Source organism: Streptomyces sp. NPDC057939 (assembly GCF_042887545.1).
Taxonomy (GTDB): Bacteria; Actinomycetota; Actinomycetes; order Streptomycetales; family Streptomycetaceae; genus Streptomyces.
Genome location: NZ_JBHVPG010000006.1, coordinates 108,779 through 129,460, shown reverse-complemented (window position 1 = coordinate 129,460; position 20,682 = coordinate 108,779). Strand labels below are relative to the sequence as shown.

The 20,682-nt window shown below is 73.8% G+C and carries 16 protein-coding genes; 5 read left to right on the top strand and 11 right to left on the bottom strand.

The features are described 5' to 3' along the window. The first annotated feature begins 111 nt into the window (after positions 1 to 111). On the top strand, positions 112 to 3,135 hold the full coding sequence (locus ACFVS6_RS09710; RefSeq protein ID WP_389702253.1) for an alpha-mannosidase: 3,024 nt from the start codon (positions 112 to 114) through the stop codon (positions 3,133 to 3,135). Positions 3,136 to 3,154: 19 nt separating this feature from the next. Here ACFVS6_RS09710 and ACFVS6_RS09705 read toward each other — a convergent pair whose 3' ends face one another. Further along, entirely contained in the window at positions 3,155 to 4,606 is a 1,452-nt protein-coding gene (locus ACFVS6_RS09705; RefSeq protein WP_389702251.1) for an alpha/beta fold hydrolase, read from the bottom strand. A 170-nt stretch (positions 4,607 to 4,776) separates the two neighbouring features. Between ACFVS6_RS09705 and ACFVS6_RS09700 the strand changes: the two genes are divergently transcribed. After that, positions 4,777 to 6,801, top strand: coding sequence for an FAD-dependent oxidoreductase (locus tag ACFVS6_RS09700; protein ID WP_389702250.1), 2,025 nt, complete (start codon positions 4,777 to 4,779; stop codon positions 6,799 to 6,801). A gap of 62 nt (positions 6,802 to 6,863) precedes the next feature. Beyond that, positions 6,864 to 7,277, top strand: coding sequence for a PaaI family thioesterase (locus tag ACFVS6_RS09695; RefSeq protein ID WP_389702248.1), 414 nt, complete (start codon positions 6,864 to 6,866; stop codon positions 7,275 to 7,277). A gap of 28 nt (positions 7,278 to 7,305) precedes the next feature. Here ACFVS6_RS09695 and ACFVS6_RS09690 read toward each other — a convergent pair whose 3' ends face one another. Next, positions 7,306 to 8,238 (bottom strand): SDR family oxidoreductase, encoded by a 933-nt coding sequence (locus ACFVS6_RS09690; RefSeq protein WP_389702247.1) that lies wholly within the window; start codon positions 8,236 to 8,238, stop codon positions 7,306 to 7,308. 108 nt (positions 8,239 to 8,346) lie between these two features. Between ACFVS6_RS09690 and ACFVS6_RS09685 the strand changes: the two genes are divergently transcribed. Beyond that, on the top strand, positions 8,347 to 9,039 hold the full coding sequence (locus ACFVS6_RS09685) for a TetR/AcrR family transcriptional regulator (protein ID WP_389702502.1): 693 nt from the start codon (positions 8,347 to 8,349) through the stop codon (positions 9,037 to 9,039). Between the two features lie 90 nt (positions 9,040 to 9,129). Then, complete coding sequence (locus ACFVS6_RS09680; protein ID WP_389702246.1) at positions 9,130 to 9,585, top strand: SRPBCC family protein; 456 nt, start codon at positions 9,130 to 9,132, stop codon at positions 9,583 to 9,585. Between the two features lie 121 nt (positions 9,586 to 9,706). Here the strand turns inward: ACFVS6_RS09680 and ACFVS6_RS09675 are convergent, their stop codons facing one another. From ACFVS6_RS09675 to hypB, 9 genes are all read right to left on the bottom strand, one after another. Beyond that, positions 9,707 to 11,347 (bottom strand): alpha/beta fold hydrolase, encoded by a 1,641-nt coding sequence (locus tag ACFVS6_RS09675; RefSeq protein ID WP_389702245.1) that lies wholly within the window; start codon positions 11,345 to 11,347, stop codon positions 9,707 to 9,709. Between the two features lie 347 nt (positions 11,348 to 11,694). Further along, positions 11,695 to 12,378 carry a GAP family protein gene (locus tag ACFVS6_RS09670; protein ID WP_389702243.1) on the bottom strand — a complete coding sequence of 228 codons (684 nt, stop codon included), beginning with the start codon at positions 12,376 to 12,378 and terminating at the stop codon, positions 11,695 to 11,697. Between the two features lie 43 nt (positions 12,379 to 12,421). Then, positions 12,422 to 13,486 carry a Gfo/Idh/MocA family protein gene (locus ACFVS6_RS09665; RefSeq protein ID WP_389702241.1) on the bottom strand — a complete coding sequence of 355 codons (1,065 nt, stop codon included), beginning with the start codon at positions 13,484 to 13,486 and terminating at the stop codon, positions 12,422 to 12,424. A gap of 33 nt (positions 13,487 to 13,519) precedes the next feature. After that, complete coding sequence (locus ACFVS6_RS09660; RefSeq protein WP_389702240.1) at positions 13,520 to 14,632, bottom strand: Gfo/Idh/MocA family oxidoreductase; 1,113 nt, start codon at positions 14,630 to 14,632, stop codon at positions 13,520 to 13,522. Positions 14,633 to 14,847: 215 nt separating this feature from the next. Further along, entirely contained in the window at positions 14,848 to 15,969 is a 1,122-nt protein-coding gene (gene hypE / locus ACFVS6_RS09655; RefSeq protein WP_389702238.1) for a hydrogenase expression/formation protein HypE, read from the bottom strand. Further along, positions 15,962 to 17,122: a hydrogenase formation protein HypD gene (hypD, locus tag ACFVS6_RS09650; RefSeq protein ID WP_389702236.1), complete on the bottom strand. Its 1,161-nt coding sequence runs from the start codon at positions 17,120 to 17,122 to the stop codon at positions 15,962 to 15,964. The genes hypE and hypD overlap by 8 nt, the downstream gene beginning before the upstream one ends. After that, positions 17,119 to 17,475 (bottom strand): HypC/HybG/HupF family hydrogenase formation chaperone, encoded by a 357-nt coding sequence (locus tag ACFVS6_RS09645; protein ID WP_389702234.1) that lies wholly within the window; start codon positions 17,473 to 17,475, stop codon positions 17,119 to 17,121. The genes hypD and ACFVS6_RS09645 overlap by 4 nt, the downstream gene beginning before the upstream one ends. Further along, positions 17,444 to 19,846 (bottom strand): carbamoyltransferase HypF, encoded by a 2,403-nt coding sequence (gene hypF / locus ACFVS6_RS09640; RefSeq protein WP_389702233.1) that lies wholly within the window; start codon positions 19,844 to 19,846, stop codon positions 17,444 to 17,446. Before hypF ends, ACFVS6_RS09645 begins: the two co-directional genes overlap by 32 nt. Continuing rightward, entirely contained in the window at positions 19,846 to 20,679 is an 834-nt protein-coding gene (hypB, locus tag ACFVS6_RS09635; protein ID WP_389702232.1) for a hydrogenase nickel incorporation protein HypB, read from the bottom strand. Before hypB ends, hypF begins: the two co-directional genes overlap by 1 nt. Positions 20,680 to 20,682: the final 3 nt, after the last annotated feature.

Sequence of the window (20,682 nt, the reverse complement as noted above, 5' to 3'; positions counted from 1 at the left end):
CCCCCTCCGTCGTCCGCTCCCTGTCCGTCGTCCGCTCCCCGCCCGCCCGTCCGTCGCCCGTCCGTTGCCCGAGTCGCCCACGCGACCTGCCAGCCCCCTGGAGCCGCCGTCATGCACGACGACCGCAGCATCGCCGAACACCGTCTGCGCCGCGTCCTCGCGGAGCGCGTCAAACCCGCCGTCCGTTCCCGCTCGGTACCGCTCACCGTCGAGCGCTGGGACGCGCCCGGCGAGCCGGTGCCCGTGGCCGAGGGCCTGTCCGCCCCGTACGGGCCCTGCGCGCCCGGCGACGCCTGGGGCCCGGCCTGGGGCACCACCTGGTTCAAGGTCACCGGCTCCGTACCCGCCGACTGGGCGGGCCGGGCCGTCGAGGCCGTGCTCGACCTCGGCTTCGACCGGATGATGCCCGGCTTCCAGTGCGAGGGCCTGGTCCACCGGGCCGACGGGAGCGAGGTCAAGGGGCTCAACCCGTACAACGACTGGGTCCGGGTCGCCGACCGGGCGACGGGCGGCGAGCGCGTCGAGTGGTACGTCGAGGCCGCGTCCAATCCGGTCCTGGTCAGCCACTCGCCCACTTACGAGGGCGACCGGCCGACCAGCGGTGACCAGCCCCTCTACCGGCTCGCCCGGATGGACCTCACCGTCTTCGAGACCGAGGTCTGGGAACTCGTGCAGGACCTCGAAGTCCTCCACGAGCTGATGACGCAGCTCGACGGGGCGGACGCCCGCCGGTACGCGATCCTGCGCGCCGTCGACTCCGCGCTGGACGAGGTGGACCTCACCGACGTCCCCGGTACGGCCGCCGCCGCCCGCGCCCTCCTCGCACCGGTCCTCGCCGTACCGGCCAACGCGTCGGCACACCGGATCAGCGCGGTCGGCCACGCCCACATCGACTCGGCCTGGTTGTGGCCGTTGCGCGAAACCGTCCGCAAGGTGTCCCGGACCACCTCCAACGTGGTCTCCCTGATGGACGAGCACCCCGAGTTCGTCTTCGCCATGTCCCAGGCCCAGCAACTCGACTGGATCAAGACCCATCGGCCCGAACTCTTCGAACGGATCAAGAAGAAGGTCGCGGACGGCCGGTTCGTGCCGGTGGGCGGCATGTGGGTGGAGTCCGACACCAACATGGTGGGCGGCGAGGCCATGGCCCGCCAGTTCCTCTACGGCAAGAAGTTCTTCCTCGACGAGTTCGGGATCGAGACGAGGAACGTGTGGCTCCCGGACTCCTTCGGCTACACCGCCGCCATGCCGCAGATCGTGAAGCTCTCCGGCTCGCAATGGTTCCTGACCCAGAAGATCTCCTGGTCCCAGCTCAACAGGTTCCCCCACCACACCTTCTGGTGGGAGGGCATCGACGGCACCCGCGTCTTCACGCACTTCCCGCCCGTCGACACGTACAACAGTGATCTGGGCGGCGCCCAACTGGCCCACGCCGCACGCAACTACCAGGAGAAGGGCCGGGGTTCACGCTCGCTCGTCCCCTTCGGCTGGGGTGACGGCGGCGGCGGCCCCACCCGCGAACACCTCGCCCGGGCCCGGCGCCTGCGCGACCTCGAAGGCTCCCCGCGCGTGGAGGTCGAACGGCCCGACGCCTTCTTCGAGAAGGCGCACGCCGAGTACGAGGACGCGCCCGTCTGGGCCGGGGAGCTCTACCTGGAGCTGCACCGCGGCACCTACACCTCCCAGGCCAGGACCAAGCAGGGCAACCGGCGCAGCGAATCCCTGCTCCGGGAGGCCGAGTTGTGGGCCGCGACCGCCGCCGTGCGCGTCCCCGGCTCCGACTACCCGTACGAGGACCTGGAGCGGCTCTGGAAGACCGTGCTGCTCCACCAGTTCCACGACATCCTGCCGGGTTCCTCCATCGCCTGGGTGCACCGGGAGGCCCGTGCGACGTACGCGGCCGTGCGCGAGGAGCTCCTCGCGATCACCGGGGCGGCGCAGTCGGCCCTGGCGGGCGAGGGCGCCGAGGAACTCGTCTTCAACTGCGCCCCGCACGCCCGGCGCGGCATCCCCGCGGGCGGCGCGGGGCGCCCCGAGGAGGCGGCGCAGCCCGTCACGGTCGAGGAGCGGCACGGCGGCGGGCACGTCCTCGCCAACGGTCGGTTGCTGGTGGAGGTCGACGGGCGCGGGCTGATCGTCTCGGCCTACGACCTGCAACGGGGCCGCGAGTCGCTCGCCCCGGGGAGCGCCGCGAACCTGCTCCAGATCCACCCCGACTTCCCGAACATGTGGGACGCGTGGGACATCGACGCGTTCTACCGCAACAAGGTCACCGACCTCGTCGCCCTCGACTCGATGGAGGTGACGGACGACGGGCCGGACGCGGCGACCGTCACCGTCACCCGTTCCTTCGGCTCGTCCACGGCGGTGCAGACGATCACCCTGCGGGCCGGGGCCCGGACCGTCGACCTCGTGACGGACGTGGAGTGGCACGAGAGCGAGAGGTTCCTCAAGGCGGCCTTCCCCCTCGACGTCGCGGCCGACCGGTCGGCCGCCGAGACCCAGTTCGGCCACGTGTACCGCGCCACCCATACCAACACCTCATGGGAGGCGGCCAAGTTCGAGATCTGCGCGCACCGCTGGATCCAGGTGGAGGAGCCCGGCTGGGGCGTGGCCCTGCTCAACGACTCCACCTACGGCCACGACGTCACCCGCGACGTGCGCCCCGACGGCGGCCGGACCACCACGGTTCGGCTTTCCCTGCTGCGCGCCCCCCGCTACCCCGACCCGGAGACCGACCAGGGCCGGCACACCCTGCGCTTCTCCCTCGCACCCGGCGCGACGACGGAGGACGCGGTCCGTGAGGGGCACGCCCTGAACCTGCCCGAGCGTTCGGTGAGGGGCGCGGGTCCGGTCGAGCCGCTGCTGGTGGTGGACGAGGACGCGGTGGTCGTCGAGGCGGTCAAACTCGCCGAGGACCGCGGCGGTGACGTGATCGTGCGCCTCTACGAGTCCCGGGGCGGTCGGGCCACGGCCACCCTGACGCCCGGTTTCGCGATCACCGGGGCCGTCGAGAGCGATCTGCTGGAGCGGCCCTTGGCGGGTTCGGCCGTCGCGTCCCCGACGGCGGACGGCCGGGTCGCCCTGACCCTGCGCCCGTTCCAGATCGTCACCGTGCGGTTGCGCCGCGCCTGACGGGTCGCGCGGCCCCGGTTCACTCCGGGGCCGCCTCCCCGGCGGCGAGCACCGCCGCGTCCCACGCCTCCGGCCGCTCGCGGCGGTTGCGGATCCCGGCTGCCATCACGGTGCGCAGCGCGGCGGTGTGCTCGGTGTCCGGCGGGAGCTCCAGCCCGTCGAGGAGGACGAGCCCCTCGGCGGGTTCGAGGGCCCCGTACACGTCGTGGTAGCAGAGCAGCAGGGCCCGGAAGAGGGAGCGGTGCAGGGAGGGCACGCGGGCTGCGGCCCGGTAGGTGTCGACCTTCGCCGACCAGGGGACGGGCCCGGAGAACTCCAGGACGCGGCGGGCCCGGCGCAGCAGGGGCTCCGGCGCGTCGGGCAGCAGCCGGTCGTGGTCGTTGCCGAGGACCTCGGCGAAGACGGCTTCCGAGGTGGTGTGGTCCTCGAACCAGTCGACCCAGAGCGAGTAGGTGATCGCCTTCGCGGTCACGGGGGCTTCCAGCCGGCTCCGGTAGCCCTCCCACAGGATTTCGGCCGCCGCCTGCGGATCGTCGGTCTTGGGCAGGGCGAAGCCGAGTTCCACGGTCACCCAGTAGTCGTCGAGGAGGTCCACCAGGCCGAACCCGAGCCGGGTCCTCCCGGCGTCGTCCAGGTCGTCGGAGAGGATCATGGCCTCCGCCCACGTGTGCGCTACGTCGTTCGAGGTGAGCCGCCCGTCCCCGGAGCCGCCGTCCGTCCACTCGTTCGCGCCGGTCCGGCGCACGCCCTCGCGGGCCAGCCACCGCCGGGCCGCCTCGGAGTCGGGCAGGTCGTCGAGGAAGGTGGTGACGGCGGCGGTGAAGGCGTCCGGCGCGGCGGCGTGCACGAGGTGGCCGACCGCGATCGTCACCGACCGGGCGTCGGGGACGCGCAGCGCCAACTCGGCCGGGCCCTGCTGCGGGACGTGGCTGTTGGGCCCGCCCGCCACGACGAGGGTCCGGGCGGTGATCCGCTCCAGGCCCTCGAACCAGGCGGGGTCGGGTCGGTCCAACCGGGCCCGGACCGCCTGCACCATCGTCCGGTCGAAGGCGGGTTCGCCCGGGGGGCGCACGGGGGCGACGGGCTCGCGGGGCCGCAGGTCGGGTACCTCCTCCAGGACCAGCCGGATCACCCGCCAGGGCTGCTCCTGTGCGACGAGGACGGCGACGGCCCCGCCCATCGAATGCCCGACGAGGTCCACCGCCTCCAGTGCGAGCGCGTCCAGGAACCCGAGCACGTCGTCACGCATCAGCTCCAGGGAGTACTCCGGGGTCCACCCGCTGCGGCCGTGCCCGCGCAGGTCCAGGGCGTACACCCGGCGCTCCCGGGCCAGGGCGTCGCGTACGGGGCCCCAGTCGGCCGCGCTCCCGCCGAGGGCGTGCAGCAGGAGCAGCGGATCGCCGTCCTCGGGTCCGGACACCTCGTACCCGAGCGGCACCCCGTCCACCGTCACCGTGCGCTGTTCCGTCATGGCGCCGAGGCTATCCGGGCCGTGAACTGCGCCACAGGGCGGGGCATAGCGGGCCGGTGGGAGGCGGGACGGGTGTCCGAACCACCCCCATCTGGTTATGCACCTAGTTGCAAAAGCGGCCGGCCCTCGCTAGAACAGGTTCATCACCCCCGCGCGAGGAGGCGCCCCCCATGAGTTCCCAGAGCCGCTACCCGCACCTGATGAGCCCCCTGGACCTCGGCTTCACCACCCTGCCGAACCGAGTGATCATGGGCTCGATGCACACCGGCCTGGAGGAGCACGAGGGCGGCTTCGAGCGCCTCGCCGCCTTCTACGCCGAGCGCGCCCGCGGCGGCGTCGGCCTCATCGTCACCGGCGGCATCGCCCCCAACGACGCCGGACGCCCCTTCGAGGGCGGCTCCCGCCTCACCACCGAGGAGGAGGCAGCCGAGCACCGGGTGATCACCGACGCGGTGCACGCCGAGGGCGGGAAGATCGCCATGCAGATCCTCCACTTCGGCCGCTACGCCTACCACGAGGACCTGGTCGCCCCGAGCGCCCTCCAGGCCCCGATCAGCCCCTTCGTGCCGAACGAGCTCTCCGACATAGAGGTCGAGCGCACCGTCGAGGACTTCGTCCGGGCGGCCCGCCTCGCCAAGCTGGCCGGCTACGACGGCGTCGAGATCATGGGGTCCGAGGGCTACCTCATCAACGAGTTCATCGCGGCCGCGACGAACAGGCGCACCGACCGTTGGGGCGGCGCGTACGAGAACCGCACCCGCTTCCCGCTGGAGATCGTCCGCCGCACCCGACAGGCCGTCGGCGAGGAATTCATCCTCGTCTACCGCCTGTCCATGCTCGACCTGATCCCCGGCGGCTCCACCCTCGACGAGGTCGTCCGCCTCGCGAAGGAGGTGGAGGCCGCGGGCGCCACCATCATCAACACCGGCATCGGCTGGCACGAGGCCCGCATCCCCACCATCGCCACCTCCGTGCCGCGCGGCGCCTACACCTGGGTCACGAAGCGGCTGATGGGCGCGGTGAGCGTGCCGCTCGTCACCAGCAACCGGATCAACACCCCCGAGATCGCGGAGGAGTTGCTCGCCGACGGCCGCGCCGACCTGGTCTCCCTCGCGCGCCCCTTCCTCGCGGACCCCGACTTCGTCGCCAAGGCCGCGGCGGACCGCTCCGAGACCATCAACACCTGCATCGGCTGCAACCAGGCCTGCCTCGACCACACCTTCAGCGGCAAGATCACCAGCTGCCTCGTCAACCCCCGCGCCTGCCACGAGACCGAGCTCGTCCTCGCGCCCACCCGGCGCAGGAAGAGCGTCGCCGTCGTCGGCGCCGGCCCCGCCGGTCTGGCCTGCGCCGTCTCCGCCGCCGGCCGCGGCCACGCCGTCACCCTCTTCGAGGCCTCCGGCCACATCGGCGGCCAGCTCGACGTGGCCCGCCGCATCCCGGGCAAGGAGGAGTTCGAGGAGACCATCCGTTACTTCGGCACCCAGCTCGTCGACAGCGGCGTCGAGGTCCGCCTGAACACCAGGGCCGACGTGGAGGCCCTGCGCGACTACGACGAGGTCGTCGTCGCCACCGGCGTCACCCCCCGCACCCCCGAGATCGAGGGCGTGGACCGGGACAACGTCGTCAGCTACCTCGACGTGCTGCGCGACGGGGTCGCCGTCGGCGAGCGCGTCGCCGTCGTCGGCGCGGGTGGCATCGGCTTCGACGTCGCCGAGTTCCTCACGGACAGCGGCGAGGGCGCGGCCCAGGACCCCGAGGTCTGGTTCCGCCACTGGGGCGTCGACACCGCCTACGCCGGCCCCGGCGGCCTGACCGCTCCCGAGCGCCCCGCCCCGCCGCGCCGGGTGCACCTGCTCCAGCGCAAGGCCACCAAGGTCGGCAGCGGCCTCGGCACCACCACCGGCTGGATCCACCGCGCGGAGCTCAAGCACCGCGGCGTGGTCTCCGTCGCCGGGGCGACGTACGAGCGGATCGACGACGAGGGCCTGCACATCACCGTCGACGGCGAGGCGCGCCTGGTGCCGGCCGACACGGTCGTCCTGTGCACCGGCCAGGAGCCCCGCCGTGACCTGTACGAGGCGCTGCGCGCGGCCGGCGTCGAGGCCCACCTCATCGGCGGCGCCGACGTGGCGGCCGAACTCGACGCCAAGCGGGCCATCCGGCAGGGCACCGAGCTCGCAGCCGGGCTCTGAGCGAAGGCCCCTTCACCGCAGCGGTGTTGTGGCGGCCCGCCCCGGGCCGCCACAATCCTCGGGTGACGCTGACACCGGCAGAAGCCGACACGATCCTGGCCGACAACTTCGCCCCGTGGGTGCTGGCCCTCGGCCTCACCGTCGAGGAGACGGGCACCCGGCACGCCGTACTGCGGCTGCCCTGGTCCGACGACCTGGCCCGGGACGGCGGCGGCCTGAGCGGTCAGGCCCTGATGGCCGCCGCGGACACCGCGACCGTCATCGCGATCTCCGCCGCCCGCGGCGGGTACGGGCCGATGGCCACGGTCCAGCAGTCGACGAGCTTCCAGCGGCCGGTGATCGACGCGGACGTGCTGATCGCGGTCAGCGTCACCAAGCTCGGCAAACGGATGGCCTTCGCCGACGTCACCATGACCCCCGAAGGCGCCGACGAACCGGCGGCCAAGGCCTCCACGGTCTACGCCCTCCTCGGCTGACCCGACCGCCGGGGCCGCCCCCGGTCGGTCAGTGGCCCGCGGTGACGGCCCGCACGCCCGTCAGGCGCTCGGCGGCGTCCCAGAGCCGGGCGTTGGCGGTGCGGTCCAGGGCGCGGCGCGTGACGCGGGCCTCGGTGACCGGGCCGACCAGGCCGAAGGCCCCGCCCGGGCCGTAGTAGCCGCCCGCGGTCGCCTCGGGGCTGGTGGCGGCGTACAGGAGGGGCTCGGTGCCAGGGCCGACCTCCTGCTTCGGGAGGAAGTCGACGGCGCCGACCAGACGGTGCAGCCGCGACGGCTTCCCCCGACCGAGGCTCGCGCCGGCCGTCTGCAGGTTCGTCCTCGTGTAACCGGGGTGGGCGGCGGTGCTCCGCAGCGGCCACCCCTGGGCGGCGGCGAGCTCGTCCAGGTGCCGGGCCATCATCAGGTCGGCCAGCTTGGACTGGGCGTACGACAGCATCGGGTGGTAGCGCCGCCGCTCGTACTGGAGGTCGGCGAGGTCGACCCTGCCGAAGTTGGCGGTGCCGCTGCTCATGGTCGTCACCCGCGGGGACGGGGCGGCCAGCAGCGCGGGCAGCAGCCGTACGGTCAGGGCCAGCGGGCCGAGGAAGTTGCTGCCGAACTGGAGCTCGAAGCCGTCGGCCGTGGTCATCCGGGTGGGCGGCGCCATCACCCCCGCGTTGTTCACCAGCAGGTCGAGCGGGGCGCCGTCGGCCAGGATCCCGTCGGCGAAGGCGGCGACCGAGGCGAGGTCGGCCAGGTCGACCCTCCGCACCTCCAGCCGCGCGTGCGGGTGGCGGGCCAGGATCTCGGCGCGCGCCTGCTCGCCCTTGGCCGGCGTGCGGACGGCCAGTACGACGCGGGCGCCCGCCTCCGCCAGTCGTCGCGCGGCCTCCTTGCCGGTGCCGCTGTTGGCGCCGGTGACGACGACGGTCTTGCCGGACTGGTCGGGGACGGCGTACATGACGGCTCCTTGGGGACGGCGACAAGAGACCGATGGTCTGCTGCCGAAGCTAGCAGACCGCCGGTCTGATAACAACAGACCGCAGGTCTGTACGCTGGCCGGGTGTCCATTCCCAGTAAGTTCCAGCGGGCCCGCAGCGAGGAGCAGCGCGCCGCCCGCCGCCAGGCGATCCTCGACACCGCGGCCGGGATGCTCACCGAGATGCCCGTCTCCCGGGTCACCCTGAACGAGCTCAGCCGCCGGGTGGGCCTCGCCAAGTCGAACGTGCTGCGCTACTTCGAATCCCGCGAGGACGTCCTGCTGGAGCTCCTGGCTGCCGCCTCGGCCGAACTCCTCGACCATCTGGAGCAGACCCTCACCGGGGCCCTCGACGCCGTCCCGCCCGCCGAACGCCCCGACCGGCTCGCCGGCTGCCTGGCGCGCGCCCTGGCCGACCGCCCCGTCCTGTGCGACCTGATCAGTGCCCAGGCCGCCGTGCTGGAACGCAACGTCTCCCCGCAGGTCGCCGCCCAGTACAAGCGGGCGGCCATCGCCCACGCGAAGGCCCTCGCGGCCCTGGTCGCCGCCCGGCTGCCCGTACTGGGGGAACCGGGCGCCTTCCGGTTCGTCGCCGGGACCCTCATGGTCACCGGTGCGGTGTGGACCCACGCCCACCCCTCGGCCGCCATGATCGCCGCGTACGAGGAGGACCCGGCGCTGGCCGTGCTGCGCCTCGACTTCGCCGACACCCTGCGCGAGACGCTGGAGGTCCTGCTGTCGGGGCTGCTGGCGCGCGCCGGCGGTTCCGGTCTGGGATCGTGACCGCGTAGGGCGCGACCGCGTGGGAAGTGGCCCGCGCAGGAGCGCGACCACGCGCGGGAACGCGGCGGACGCACGGCGAGGGAGTCTCACATGGGTGGACTGTTCGAGGCGACGGTCGAGATCGACCGGCCGGTCGAGGCGGTGTTCGCCTATCTGGCCGACGGCCGCAACGACCCCGAGTTCAGCCCGCGCGTCCAGCGCATCACCAAGGTCCCGGAGGGTCCCACCGCCGTCGGCACGGTCTTCCGCAGCACGGTCAAGGACGCCGGGATGAAGACGGGCCGGGAGTTCCGGATCACGGCGATCGAGCCGCCGGGCCTGATCCGTTGGACCGAACAGAGCAAGAACCTCGTGACGGCCGAGGGCGGCTACGACCTGGAACCCCTGGCCGGCGGCCGCACCCGGGTCCGCGTCTTCAACACCCTGGAAGGGCACGGCGTGGGCAAGCTCCTCGTCGGCCTGGCCCTGGGCGCGGCCCGCAAGGACGCCCCCGCGTTCGGCGCCCGCATCAAGGCGGCGGTCGAGGCGTCGTCCCGCACGGGCTGACCCGGGATCCGGCACGCGGCGGGCCGCGGGAACGGGCCGGGGCACCGTCCGCGGGCGACGCGGACGGTGCCCGGGGGCAGCCCGGTCCGTGGTCGGTACGACCCGGACCGGGCGCGCCGACTCAGAAGCGCTGCGGACCGTTCGGGAACGGGGACGGCGCCGGCACCGGGAGCGCCTCACGACGTTCCGCGGGGGTCGGCTCCGTCCGGCAGGTGATGTCCTTGCCGGGCAGCCGGCCCGTGGCCAGGTAGGCGCTGACCGGTGCGTTCACGCAGGAGTTGGGCTCGACGAGGTACACGGCGTGCCCCTCCCCGCCCAGCGCGAGGACCATCCGCGAGCCCTTCAGCGCACGGTGCAGGCCCTGTCCGCTGACGAGCGGGGTCTGTGAGTCCCACTCGTTCTGCACGGTCAGGACGTGCGCCCGCTTCGTCATGGGGGTGGCCGCCTCCAAGGGTCGCTGCCAGAAGGCGCACGGCTTGATGTTGGAGGCCATGTCCCCGTACAGCGGGTACTTCACCTTGTCCCGGGCCGCGTCGCGGGCGTACTGCGCCGGATCGCGCGGCCAGGCGTCGGTGTCCGCGCAGACCACGGCCCAGAAGGCGGCGGTGCCGTTGTCCGACGCCGGTTGGGGCGCGGTCGTACGACCGCTCGGCGCGGGCGCGGCGGCCGGCGACGCGGTGGGCGGGGCGGCGGCCTTGAGCCGGTCCGGGCCGAACACGGTCTTCGCGTCGGGCACGGCCAGGCCCTGGGGCCGCGGACGGCCTTCGGCGGCGGCCTTCACCGCGGCGATCAAGGGAGCGGCCGCCGCAGGGGTGAAGAACAGGGGCCGCGCGGAACGGATGTTGTCGCCCGTCAGCTTCAACCCCTCGAACTCGACGGGTTCGCGGTCGGCCCGCGCCACCAGGTCCCAGAAGGACTTGGAGACGGCGCCCGGAGTACCGCCGAGCCCGAACTCGGCGTCGCGCTCGGCCGTCCACCTGGTCCAGCGCGCGAAGGCCGGCTCGGCCTCCGTGGCCCACACCTGGAACATGCCGCGCCAGATCCGCCCGGGGTCGACCCCGCTGTCGAGCACGAAGCGGTCGGCACGGTCCGGGTACATCTGCGTGTACACCGCGCCGAGGTGGGTCCCGTACGAGTAGCCCAGGTAGGAGATCTTCCGCTCGCCCAGGGCGGCCCGGATGACGTCCATGTCCCGGGCCGTGTTGCGGGTGTTGAGGTGGGGGAGGAGGGCGCCGGCCTTCTCCCGGCACTTGTCCGCGATCGTCCGCGCCCACGCGACGTCCGAGGGGAACGTCTCCGGCCGGTACGGCCGGTCGAGGTTCTGCTCGGCGTCGGTCATGCCGCAGGTGATCGGGGTGCTGCCGCCGACGCCCCGCGGGTCGAAGCCGATCAGGTCGTACTTCTCCCGGACCTCCGCGGGGAGCGCCGCACTCATCTCCAGGGGCAGGGCGAGCCCCGGCCCGCCCGGACCGCCGGGGTTCAGCAGCAGGACCCCGTGCCGCTTGGCCGGGTTCTCGCTCTTGACCCTGGATATCGCCAGGTCGATCGTGCGCCCCTGAGGACGCCGGTGGTCGAGCGGCACCTTGATGGTCGCGCACTCGTACGAAACCGGCTGGTCGGGGCTGCACCGGTGCCAAGCGGGCTTGGGCGCGCCGTAGTCGGGCGCCGGCTCGGCGGCCGCCCCGGTGGCGGTGAGGAGGGGAACGGCGGTGGCGAGGAGTCCGGCGGTGGCGAGCAGGGGTGCGAAGCGTTTCGTGCGCACGAAGAGCCGATCCTTTCGGTGAGGAACGCGGTTCCCTGCACACCTTGGGGCAATCGGAGGGCGGGCGAATCATCCCTCAGGGCGCCTTCCCTGCTCCTCGCGAATGAGCGGAATTCCGGACAACTGGCCGACACGCCATGCGGATTGACGGCCGCAGCGAGCATCGCGACGCGCGTGCGCGATGCGTCGCGCGGCGGGGCGAGGGGGCGGGGACGAGGGGGCCGGGCCACGTCGAAGGGCGCGGAGGAGGCGCGCAGGGCGACCCCGTGGTCCGCCGCGACGCACGGGCACGGCTCACCCGGGCGTGGGACGACGAAGACCCCCGCGGCGATCCGCGGGGGTGCGAACTACAGGGCTCCGACCAGGCCCTCCGCCAGCAGCAGTACGCCGATGGCCACGATCACCCAGGCCATGACCGCGGCCGCGTGCGTCTCCAGCCACAGCTTGACCCGGGCCAGGGGCCCCAGGACGCGCGGACCGCCCACGGTGTGCAGCAGGACCGGCAGGGCGACCGTACTGGCCGCGACGGCCGTGAAGACGGCCAGCCCGACGCCCGCGCCCGCTGTCGACGAAGCGGCGGAGCCGACGGCCAGCCCGGCGGCCGCCGACAGCAGGAAGATCTTCGGGTTGGCCACCGCGAGGAGCACGCCGAGCCGGAATGCCCGGCCCGGCCCCGCCTCGCTGAGCAGCCGCATCCAGCGCGGAGCGGGTTTGCCGTGTCTGACCAGCCACTGCCGGATGCCCAGCGCGACGAGGCAGACGCCCAGCACGATCCGCGCCCAGTCCGTCCACGGCCGGTCGCGCTCGCCCAGCGGGACCAGGGAGGTCAGCACGGCGCACAGGACGGCGGGCACCGCCACCCCGATGATCCACCCTGCCAGGAAGGAACCGCTGGTGGCCTTGGCCCGCGGCGTGAACTGCATGAACACGGCCGGGATCACCGTGAACGGCGACACGGCGATCACGACTGCCATCGGCAGGACCTCGCCGATCACCGCTGCCCCCGGCGCCGTGCCGGTTCCGGTGCGCACATCGCCACGTACCCTCTCCTCGTCCTGGCCCCTCCCTCCATGTCTACCGGCCCCCGGGCGTCGCCGCCCCCCGTGTCCGCCCGCCGTCGGACGCGAGCAGGGCCGCCTCGTAGACCTCCATCACCTCGCGGGCGAACTCCAGCGTGCCGAGGCTCGCGGGCCGCCCGTCCAGGACGCACCGGCAGAAGTGGCTCAGCTCGGCGTGGATGCCCTGCACGAAGGGGGACTGGTTCTCCAGCGAGGACCTGCTGTGCTGGGGCTCCCAGGTGAGCATCCCGCCGTCCGTGCCCTCCGGCGCGAAGCCGGTCGTCACGCCGTACTCGTAGGGAATGCCCCGCTGGAAGGTGACGCGGCTGCCGTTGAGGATCTCGGCCGTGCCGTGCTCGGCGACGAAGGTGTACTGCTCGAACGGCTGCGACATGGAGAGGTTCTCGCTCATCTGGAGCACCCCGAGGGCCCCGCTCTCGAAGTGCAACACGCACAGGCAGTCGCCCAGACCCCCGCGGTGCACGTCGACCTCCGCCACCCGACCGCCCGCGGCGAGCAGCAGCGACAGCGGATGGCAGCCCTCCGCGAGCCAGTGGCTGTCCGCCCGCCGCTCCAGCAGCTCGCCGCCGTCCTCGGGGACGGAGAGGGCGTACCGGGCGTACAGGCCCGTCAGACGGCCCGTCCCGGGCCGCGCGAGGAGTTCGAGCGCCTTGCGCGCCGCGGGCATGAAGACCTTCTTCAGGCCGACGACGACCACCCGGTCACCGCGTGCGTCGATGACGGGGTCCAGATCGGCGGCGCGCGCGGCGGGCGGCTTCTCCATCCACACGTGCACCCCCCGGTCCAGGGCCTCGATCGCCAGCCGGGGGTGTTCCTGCGGGGGCACGGCCAGCAGGACGGCGTCCAGGGCGTGCTCCGCGAGCATGTCGGCCTGCGCGGTGTGGGGGGCGGCGCCGTACTGGCGGGCCGTCCGCTCCGCCCGGTCGGCGTCCTGGTCGCACACGGCCACCAGCCGCACCGGCAGGGTGGTGAGCACCGGCAGCAGCGTCCGGTAGCCGTGCCCGCCCAGACCGACCACGCCCACGCGCAGCCGCCGTTCGTAATCGCGCTGACAGGCCATCTCCTCGTTCCCTTCGTCAGGTTCGGCGTACTCTCACGCGGCGGTCCGCACCGCTGCGTCCGGCTGCGGGCGGGCCGCGCGCACCCACGCGTCCAGCAGTGCCACGTGGTCGATGCAGCGGCCGGGCGGCGCCGGGTTCGGTGCCCGCCCACCGAAGTACCGCAGGATCCGGCGCAGGTGCCGGTCGAGCGGATCGTCGGGCACCGTGAGCGGCGGCCCGAGCGGGCGTCCGTCGCACAGGACGGTCACCGTGCCCTCGTTGCGGAGCCGGCCCGCGACCGGTTCGAACGCGCCGGTGACGAGCCAGCACCGCCCCCGTCGGTCCGTGGCCCGCACCTCGATCACCCGGTGGCGCAGGTCGGATCCGTACGCGATCGGGCGGAGCCCGGGCGCCGACAGGCGCGGGCGGCCCACCAGCGAGGTGTACAGGACGACTTCGCACCCGGCGGCGGAGCGGTAGCCGATCTCGGCCCCCTCCTGGGGCGGGGCTCCGTCCGCGTCCCACGTCCCGCGGAACGAGGCCGCGACCGGGCCGTCCGGACCCATGGGGGTGCCGAGCCGCTGTCCGAGCGAGTCGAGGACACCGAGCAGGTGCGGCCCCTCGTACCCGAGGGCGCCCAGGGCCCGGTCCTCGAACCTTCCGCGGGCCCGGTCCCGCCCGCGGTGCTTGGTCATCTCCACGGCGACGCGGGTCACGGTGAGCGCCCGGGTCGACAGCACCCGAGCCACCTCCGCGAGTACGGCGGACGAACCGTAGTGCTCGTCGACGGCGACGCGCCCCCGGTGGCCCGCCAGCAGGCGGACCATGTCGTGCACCGCGGACGGGGCGCACACCGGCTTCTCCACGATGACGTCCGCCTCCGGTGCCACCCGGCCGATCTGCCGGAACAACGGGGCGTGGGCGATCGTGGGCACGCAGATGCTCCAGAGGTCCAAATCCCCGGGCCGGGGAACCTCGTCGACGGTCGCCACGACGCGCGCGCCGCACGGCAGCACCCGGCCCGCCGCGCGGGGGTCCACCACGACGACGGTCCGTACGCCCAGCGCGGCGAGCTTCGCCCGGTGCATCCGCCCCATGACGCCGTAGCCGGCGATGGCGCAGGTCGCCGGGGCAGGGCGGCGGACCGCCGGAGTCCAGTCGTCCACGACCGCCACCCCTTCCGTTCGCGTGACGCTCTTCCCCGCCAACGTAGGGGCGGGACCGGCGGCGCCCTGTCGTCCGATCGGCCCGGGCGGGGGAGGAGGACGGCGGCCGTGCGGCCGGGGAGCCGCCGCCGAGCGGGGCGGTACGGCCGGTCCCCCCCGGCTCCCTCCGACGGCCGTCCCCGGCGGCGCGGAGCCCCGTACCGGTTCCGCGGCGCTCAGCAGATGCGCGGCAACTGCTCCCCGATCGGCAGGTCGACCACTCGCGTCCCACCGAGGCCGGTCCGCGCGACGACGAGACCGGGATGGGCCTCGACGACCTCCCCGATCACCGCGGCGTGCCGCCCCAGCGGGTGGGCGCGCATGGCGTCGAGCACGGCCTCCGCGTGCTCCCGGGGCACGAAGGCGACCAGCTTGCCCTCGTTGGCCACGTACAGGGGATCGAGGCCGAGGATCGCGCAGGCGTTGGCGACGGCCGGCGGCACCGGGACCCGCGATTCGTGCAGCACGACACCGGTGCCGGAGGCGGCCGCGATCTCGTTCAGGGAGGCCGCCAGACCGCCCCGCGTCGGATCGCGCAGGACGTGCAGGTCCGGAGTGACCGCGAGCATGCTCCGGACGAGACCGCCCAGGGCGGCGCAGTCGCTCAGGACGTCCACCCCGAACTCCAGGCCCTCGCGGACGCTCATGATCGCGACCCCGTGCAGCCCGATCTCACCGCTGACGATCACCACGTCGCCGGGGACGACGCGCTGCGGACGCAGGTCCACGCCCGCCGGCACGAGCCCGATGCCGGAGGTGTTGATGTAGATGCCGTCGCCGTGCCCGGCCTCCACCACCTTGGTGTCGCCGGTGGCCACCTCCACCCCGGCCGCGCGCGCGGCCGTGCCCATGGCCTCGGCCACCCGGGCGACCGCGGAGATCTCCACGCCCTCCTCCAGGATGAACCCGCAGGACAGGTAGGCCGCGTCGGCCCCGCTCATGGCCAGGTCGTTGACCGTGCCGTTGACGGCCAGGTCCCCGATGCTCCCCCCGGGGAAGAACAGCGGGCGCACCACGTACGAGTCGGTGGAGAAGGCGAGCCGGACCCCACCGAGCCGGACGGCCGCGGAGTCCCCGAGCTGCGCGAGCACCTCACCGCCGAACGCCGGCGCGAAGAGGTGCTCGACGAGCTCGGCGGAGAGCGCACCGCCGCCGCCGTGGCCCATCACCACCCGGGGGCGGTCGCGCAGCGGCGCCGGGCAGGTCCAACCGGCGACGTCGAGGGCCACCTCGGGTACGACGGTGCCGGGCCCCGCGGTCTCGGGGCGCGCGGTCTCGGGTCGTGCTGTCTCAGGCAACGGGGCTCGCCTCCAGCGGGGCGGTCGGGGCGGTCGGGGCGACGCGGTCGTTCGGCGCGGCCGGGAGGTCCAGCCGCCGGTACAGGTAGTACGCCGCGCACGCGCCCTCGCTCGACACCATCGTGGCGCCCAGCGGGTTACGCGGGGTGCACAGGGTGCCGAACGCCTCGCACTCGTGCGGCTTCAGCAGCCCCTGGAGCACCTCGCCGCTGCGGCACTCGGCCGGCTCCCGGGTGGTGATGCCGGTCACCGAGAACCGGTGCTCGGCGTCGAACTCCCGGTACCGCGAGGACAACCGCCAGCCACTGTCCGGGATCACCCCGATGCCGCGCCACGCCCGGTCGGTGACCTCGAAGACGTCGGCGAGCATCGCGAGGGCCGCCGGGTTGCCCTCGGGACGGACGGCGCGCGCGTAGGCGTTGTCCACGGTGTGCTCGCCGCGCTCCAACTGCCGCACGGCACGCCGTACGCCTTCCAGGATGTCCAGCGGTTCGAAGCCCGTCACCACGATCGGCACCCGGTGGCGCGCGGCCAACTCGGGGTACTCGCCCGTCCCCATCACGCTGCACACGTGCCCGGCGGCGAGGAAGCCCTGCACCCGACAGCTCGGCGACCGCATGATCGCCTCGATCGCCGGAGGGACCCGGACGTGCGACACCAGCAGGCTGAAGTTGCGGATGCCGAGCTTCTTCGCCTGGTACACCGTCATGGCGTTCGGCGGCGCCGTGGTCTCGAAGCCGATGCCGAAGAAGACCACCTCGCGCTCCGGGTTCTGCTGCGCGACCTTCAGCGCGTCGAGCGGGGAGTACACCACCCGTACGTCGCCGCCCTCGCTGCGCACCTGGAAGAGGTCGCGGCCCGTCCCGGGGACACGGAGCATGTCGCCGAAGGAACAGAAGATGACGCCGGGGCGGGACGCGATCTCCAGGGCCTTGTCGATGACCTCCAGGGGTGTCACGCAGACCGGGCAACCCGGCCCGTGAATCAACTCCACCTGATCCGGCAGTAGTTGATCGATGCCGTGCCGGATGATGGTGTGGGTCTGGCCGCCGCACACCTCCATCAGCGCCCAGGGGCGGGTGACGGTCGCGTGGATGTCGTCGAGCAGTTTGCGGGCGAGTTCCGGATCCTGGAACTCCTCGATGTACTTCACTGCGGGATCTCCTCCTGCCGGGCAGCCCCGGTGGTCGCCGCGTCGGCGGCGGGCTCGTCGTCCGTGAAGGGCCACGGGGCACCGCCCGCCTCCGCCGCCATCTCCCACGGGTCGCCGAACTCCTCCTGAAGCATGCCGAGTTGCTCGAACAGCTCCAGGGTCTGCCGGGCCGATTCCTCGTCCAGGCGCTGGAGCGCGAAACCCACGTGGACGATGGCGTACTCGCCGACCTGGAGGTCCGGCAGGTACTCCAGGCACACCTCCTTCTGCACCCCGCCGAAGTCGACGGTGGCCATCCGGGTGCCGTCCTTCTCCTCGATCTCAAGCACTCTGCCGGGTACCGCGAGGCACATGGGCTTCTCCTTGCTGTGGGTGGTCCGTGGCCCGGGCGGCCCCCGCGGCACCCGCCACCACGAGCTGCCCGAGGGCCAGGCCGCCGTCGTTCGGTGGGACGCGGTGGTGCCGCAGGACGGTGAAGCCGCGCCCGCGCAGGTCATGGGCGCAGGCCGCGGAGAGCAGGGTGTTGGCGAAGACCCCGCCGGTCAGGGCGACCGTGTCCAGGTCGTGCCGATCGCGGGCGAGCCCGCACAGCGCGCCGACGAGGGCGGCGACCCCGGCGTGGAACCGGGCGGCGATCACCGGGCGGGCCGTGCCCGCCCGCAGGTCGGCCACCACCGCGGCCAGCACGGGCGCCGGGTCGGCCACGACCGGCCCGCCGTCGTCCGCCGCGGGCGGGCGCAGCCCGAAGGCGTAGCCGTCGCCGTACTCCGCACCCGCCTCCAGGGCGGCGGCCTCCAGCTCGATCGCGGCCTGCGCCTCGTACCCGGCGAGGTGGCGGATGCCGGCCAGGGAGGAGACGGCGTCGAAGAGTCGGCCCATGCTGGAGGTCGGTACGCAGTTCAGGCCGCGCTCCAACTGACGTTCCAGTACGCGAAGTTCGTCGGGCGGGCAGGCGGTCGTGCAGGGCAGGTCCGACGCCCGGTCGAGCCCCGCGGCCCGCAGGTGGGACAGTGCCATCCGGTACGGCCGCTCCACGGCGGCGTCACCGCCCGGCAGCGGGACGTACGCGAGGTGCGCGAACCGGTCGAACCCCGCGTAGTCGGCGAGCAGGACCTCCCCGCCCCAGACCGCGCCGTCGTCCCCGTACCCGGTCCCGTCGAAGGCGACGCCGATCACCCGCCGGTGGCCGTCGAGTCCGTGCTCGGCCATCGCGGAGGCGACGTGGGCGTGGTGGTGCTGGACGAGGACCAGCGGACGCCCGTCCGCGTGCTCCCGCGCCCACCGCCCCGAGCGGTAGCCGGGGTGCCGGTCGGCGGCGATCAGGGCGGGTCGGACCCCGGTGACGGACTCCAACTGCCGTTGCGCGGACTCGAAGGCGTACCGGGTGGCCAGGTCGTCCATGTCGCCGATGTGCGCGGACAGCCACGCCCGGCGGCCCTCGCCCAGGCAGAACGCGTTCTTCAGGTCGCCGCCCACGGCGAGGCTCGCCGATACCTCGACCGGCAGCGTCACGGGCAGCGGGGCGTACCCGCGCGAACGGCGTACGGTCAGCCGCTCGCCCCCGCAGACGCGCACCACGGAGTCGTCGCACGGCACGTGGATGGGCCGGTCGTGCGTGAGCCAGGCGTCGGCGAGACCCGCGAGCCGCTCCAGGGCCTCGGTGTCGTCGGTGACGATGGGCTCGCCCGAGAGGTTGCCGCTGGTCATCACCAGCAGGCGGGGGCCCTCCGGGTCGCCGGGCAGGCCGAGCAGCAGGTGGTGGACGGGGGTGTAGGGGAGCATCACCCCGAGGTCGGGACTGCCCGGCGCGACCGCGTCCGCCACTTCGGCCGCTCCCGTCGTCCCCGCCCCGCCACGGCGGCGCAGCAGGACGACGGGCCGGACCGCGCCGGTGAGCAGGCCCCGCTCCTCGGGCCCGACGAACGCGAGCCGTTCGACGTCGGCGAGCTCGCGCGCCATCAGGGCGAACGGCTTGCCGCCGCGGTCCTTGCGGCGGCGCAGCTCGGCGACGGCGTCCTCGCGGGAGGCGTCGCAGGCCAGGTGGTAACCGCCGAGCCCCTTCACCGCGAGGACCGCACCCTCGGCCAGCAGCCGACGGGCCCCGGCCACGGGATCGACGCCGGTCACCTCCCGGGGCGGCCGCCCGGACAGCAGCCGCAGGCGGGGCCCGCAGGCCGGACAGGCCACCGGCTGGGCGTGGAAGCGCCGGTCGGCCGGGTCGGCGTACTCGCGGGCACAGTCGGGGCACATGGGGAAGCCGGCCATGGTGGTGTGCGCCCGGTCGTACGGGAGCCCGGTGACGATGGTGAAGCGGGGCCCGCAGTGCGTGCAGGTGATGAAGGGGTGACGGTGACGCCGATCGGCGGGGTCGGCGAGCTCGGCGAGGCAGTCGGCGCAGGTGGCCACGTCGGGGGAGACCAGCGTGCGGGCGGGCCCCCCGGTGCGGGAGGCGACGATGGTGAATCCGGAGCCGCCCGCGAGCGGCACGGCGCAGTGCTCGACGGCGTCCACGACGGCCAGCGGCGGGGCGTCCGCCGCGAGCCGCTCGCAGAACCGCAGCACCGCCTCCGCCGCGCCCTCGACCTCGGCGACGACGCCCTCGGGCGTGTTGGTGACGTGCCCGGCGAGGCCGAGCCCGGTGGCGCGGGTGTACACGTACGGGCGGAAGCCGACGCCCTGGACCACGCCCCGGACGGTGATCCGGCGGCGCTGCACGGCCTCCATCAGCGGGTCTGCGCCACGGAGCCGTGGGCGTGCGGGTGGACGTGCCCGTCGGGGCCGTGGTGGTGGTCGTCGTCCCCGTCGTGCTCGTGGTCGTGGTCGTGCGCGTGTCCGGCGTCGTGTCCGTGCCCGTGTACCGGCCCGTGCTGCGTGCGGGCCATGACCGGTGCGTGCGGCGCCGTCCCCGCGCCGACGGCCAGGGCCCGGTCCAGCACCAGGCCCGCACCGGTACCCGCGCGGGCCGAGGTGAGCACCACCTCCACCCCCGGGTTGACCTGCTGGACGTTGCGGCGGAAGGCCGCCTCGTCGAACTCGACGGCCTCCGCGATGTCCGTCTTGGTGACGACCACCAGCTGGGCCAACCCGAAGGCCGTCGGGTACTTCAGCGGTTTGTCCTCGCCCTCGGTCACCGAGGCGAGCACCACCCGCAGGTTCTCCCCGAGGTCGTACGAGGCCGGACAGACCAGGTTGCCGACGTTCTCCACGAACAGCAGGCGCGTCTCCTCGGGCAGCCACCCGTCCAGGTGACGGCCCATCATCCCCGCCTCCAGGTGGCACAACCCGTCGGTGAGCACCTGCTTGACGGGTACGCCGGAACGGGCCAGCCGGACGGCGTCGTTCTCGGTGGCCAGGTCGGCGGTCAGCGCGGCCACGGCCACGCCCCGTTCCCGGGCGAGCAGCAGCTCCCGCTCCAGCAGGGCGGTCTTCCCGCTGCCCGGACTGGACAGCAGGTTGACCACGGTCGTTCCGCGGGCGGTGAGTGCGGCGCGCAGCGCCTGCGCCGCGAGGTCGTTCTTGGCGAGCACCGCCTGTTGCAGGTCCACCACTCGGCACATGGT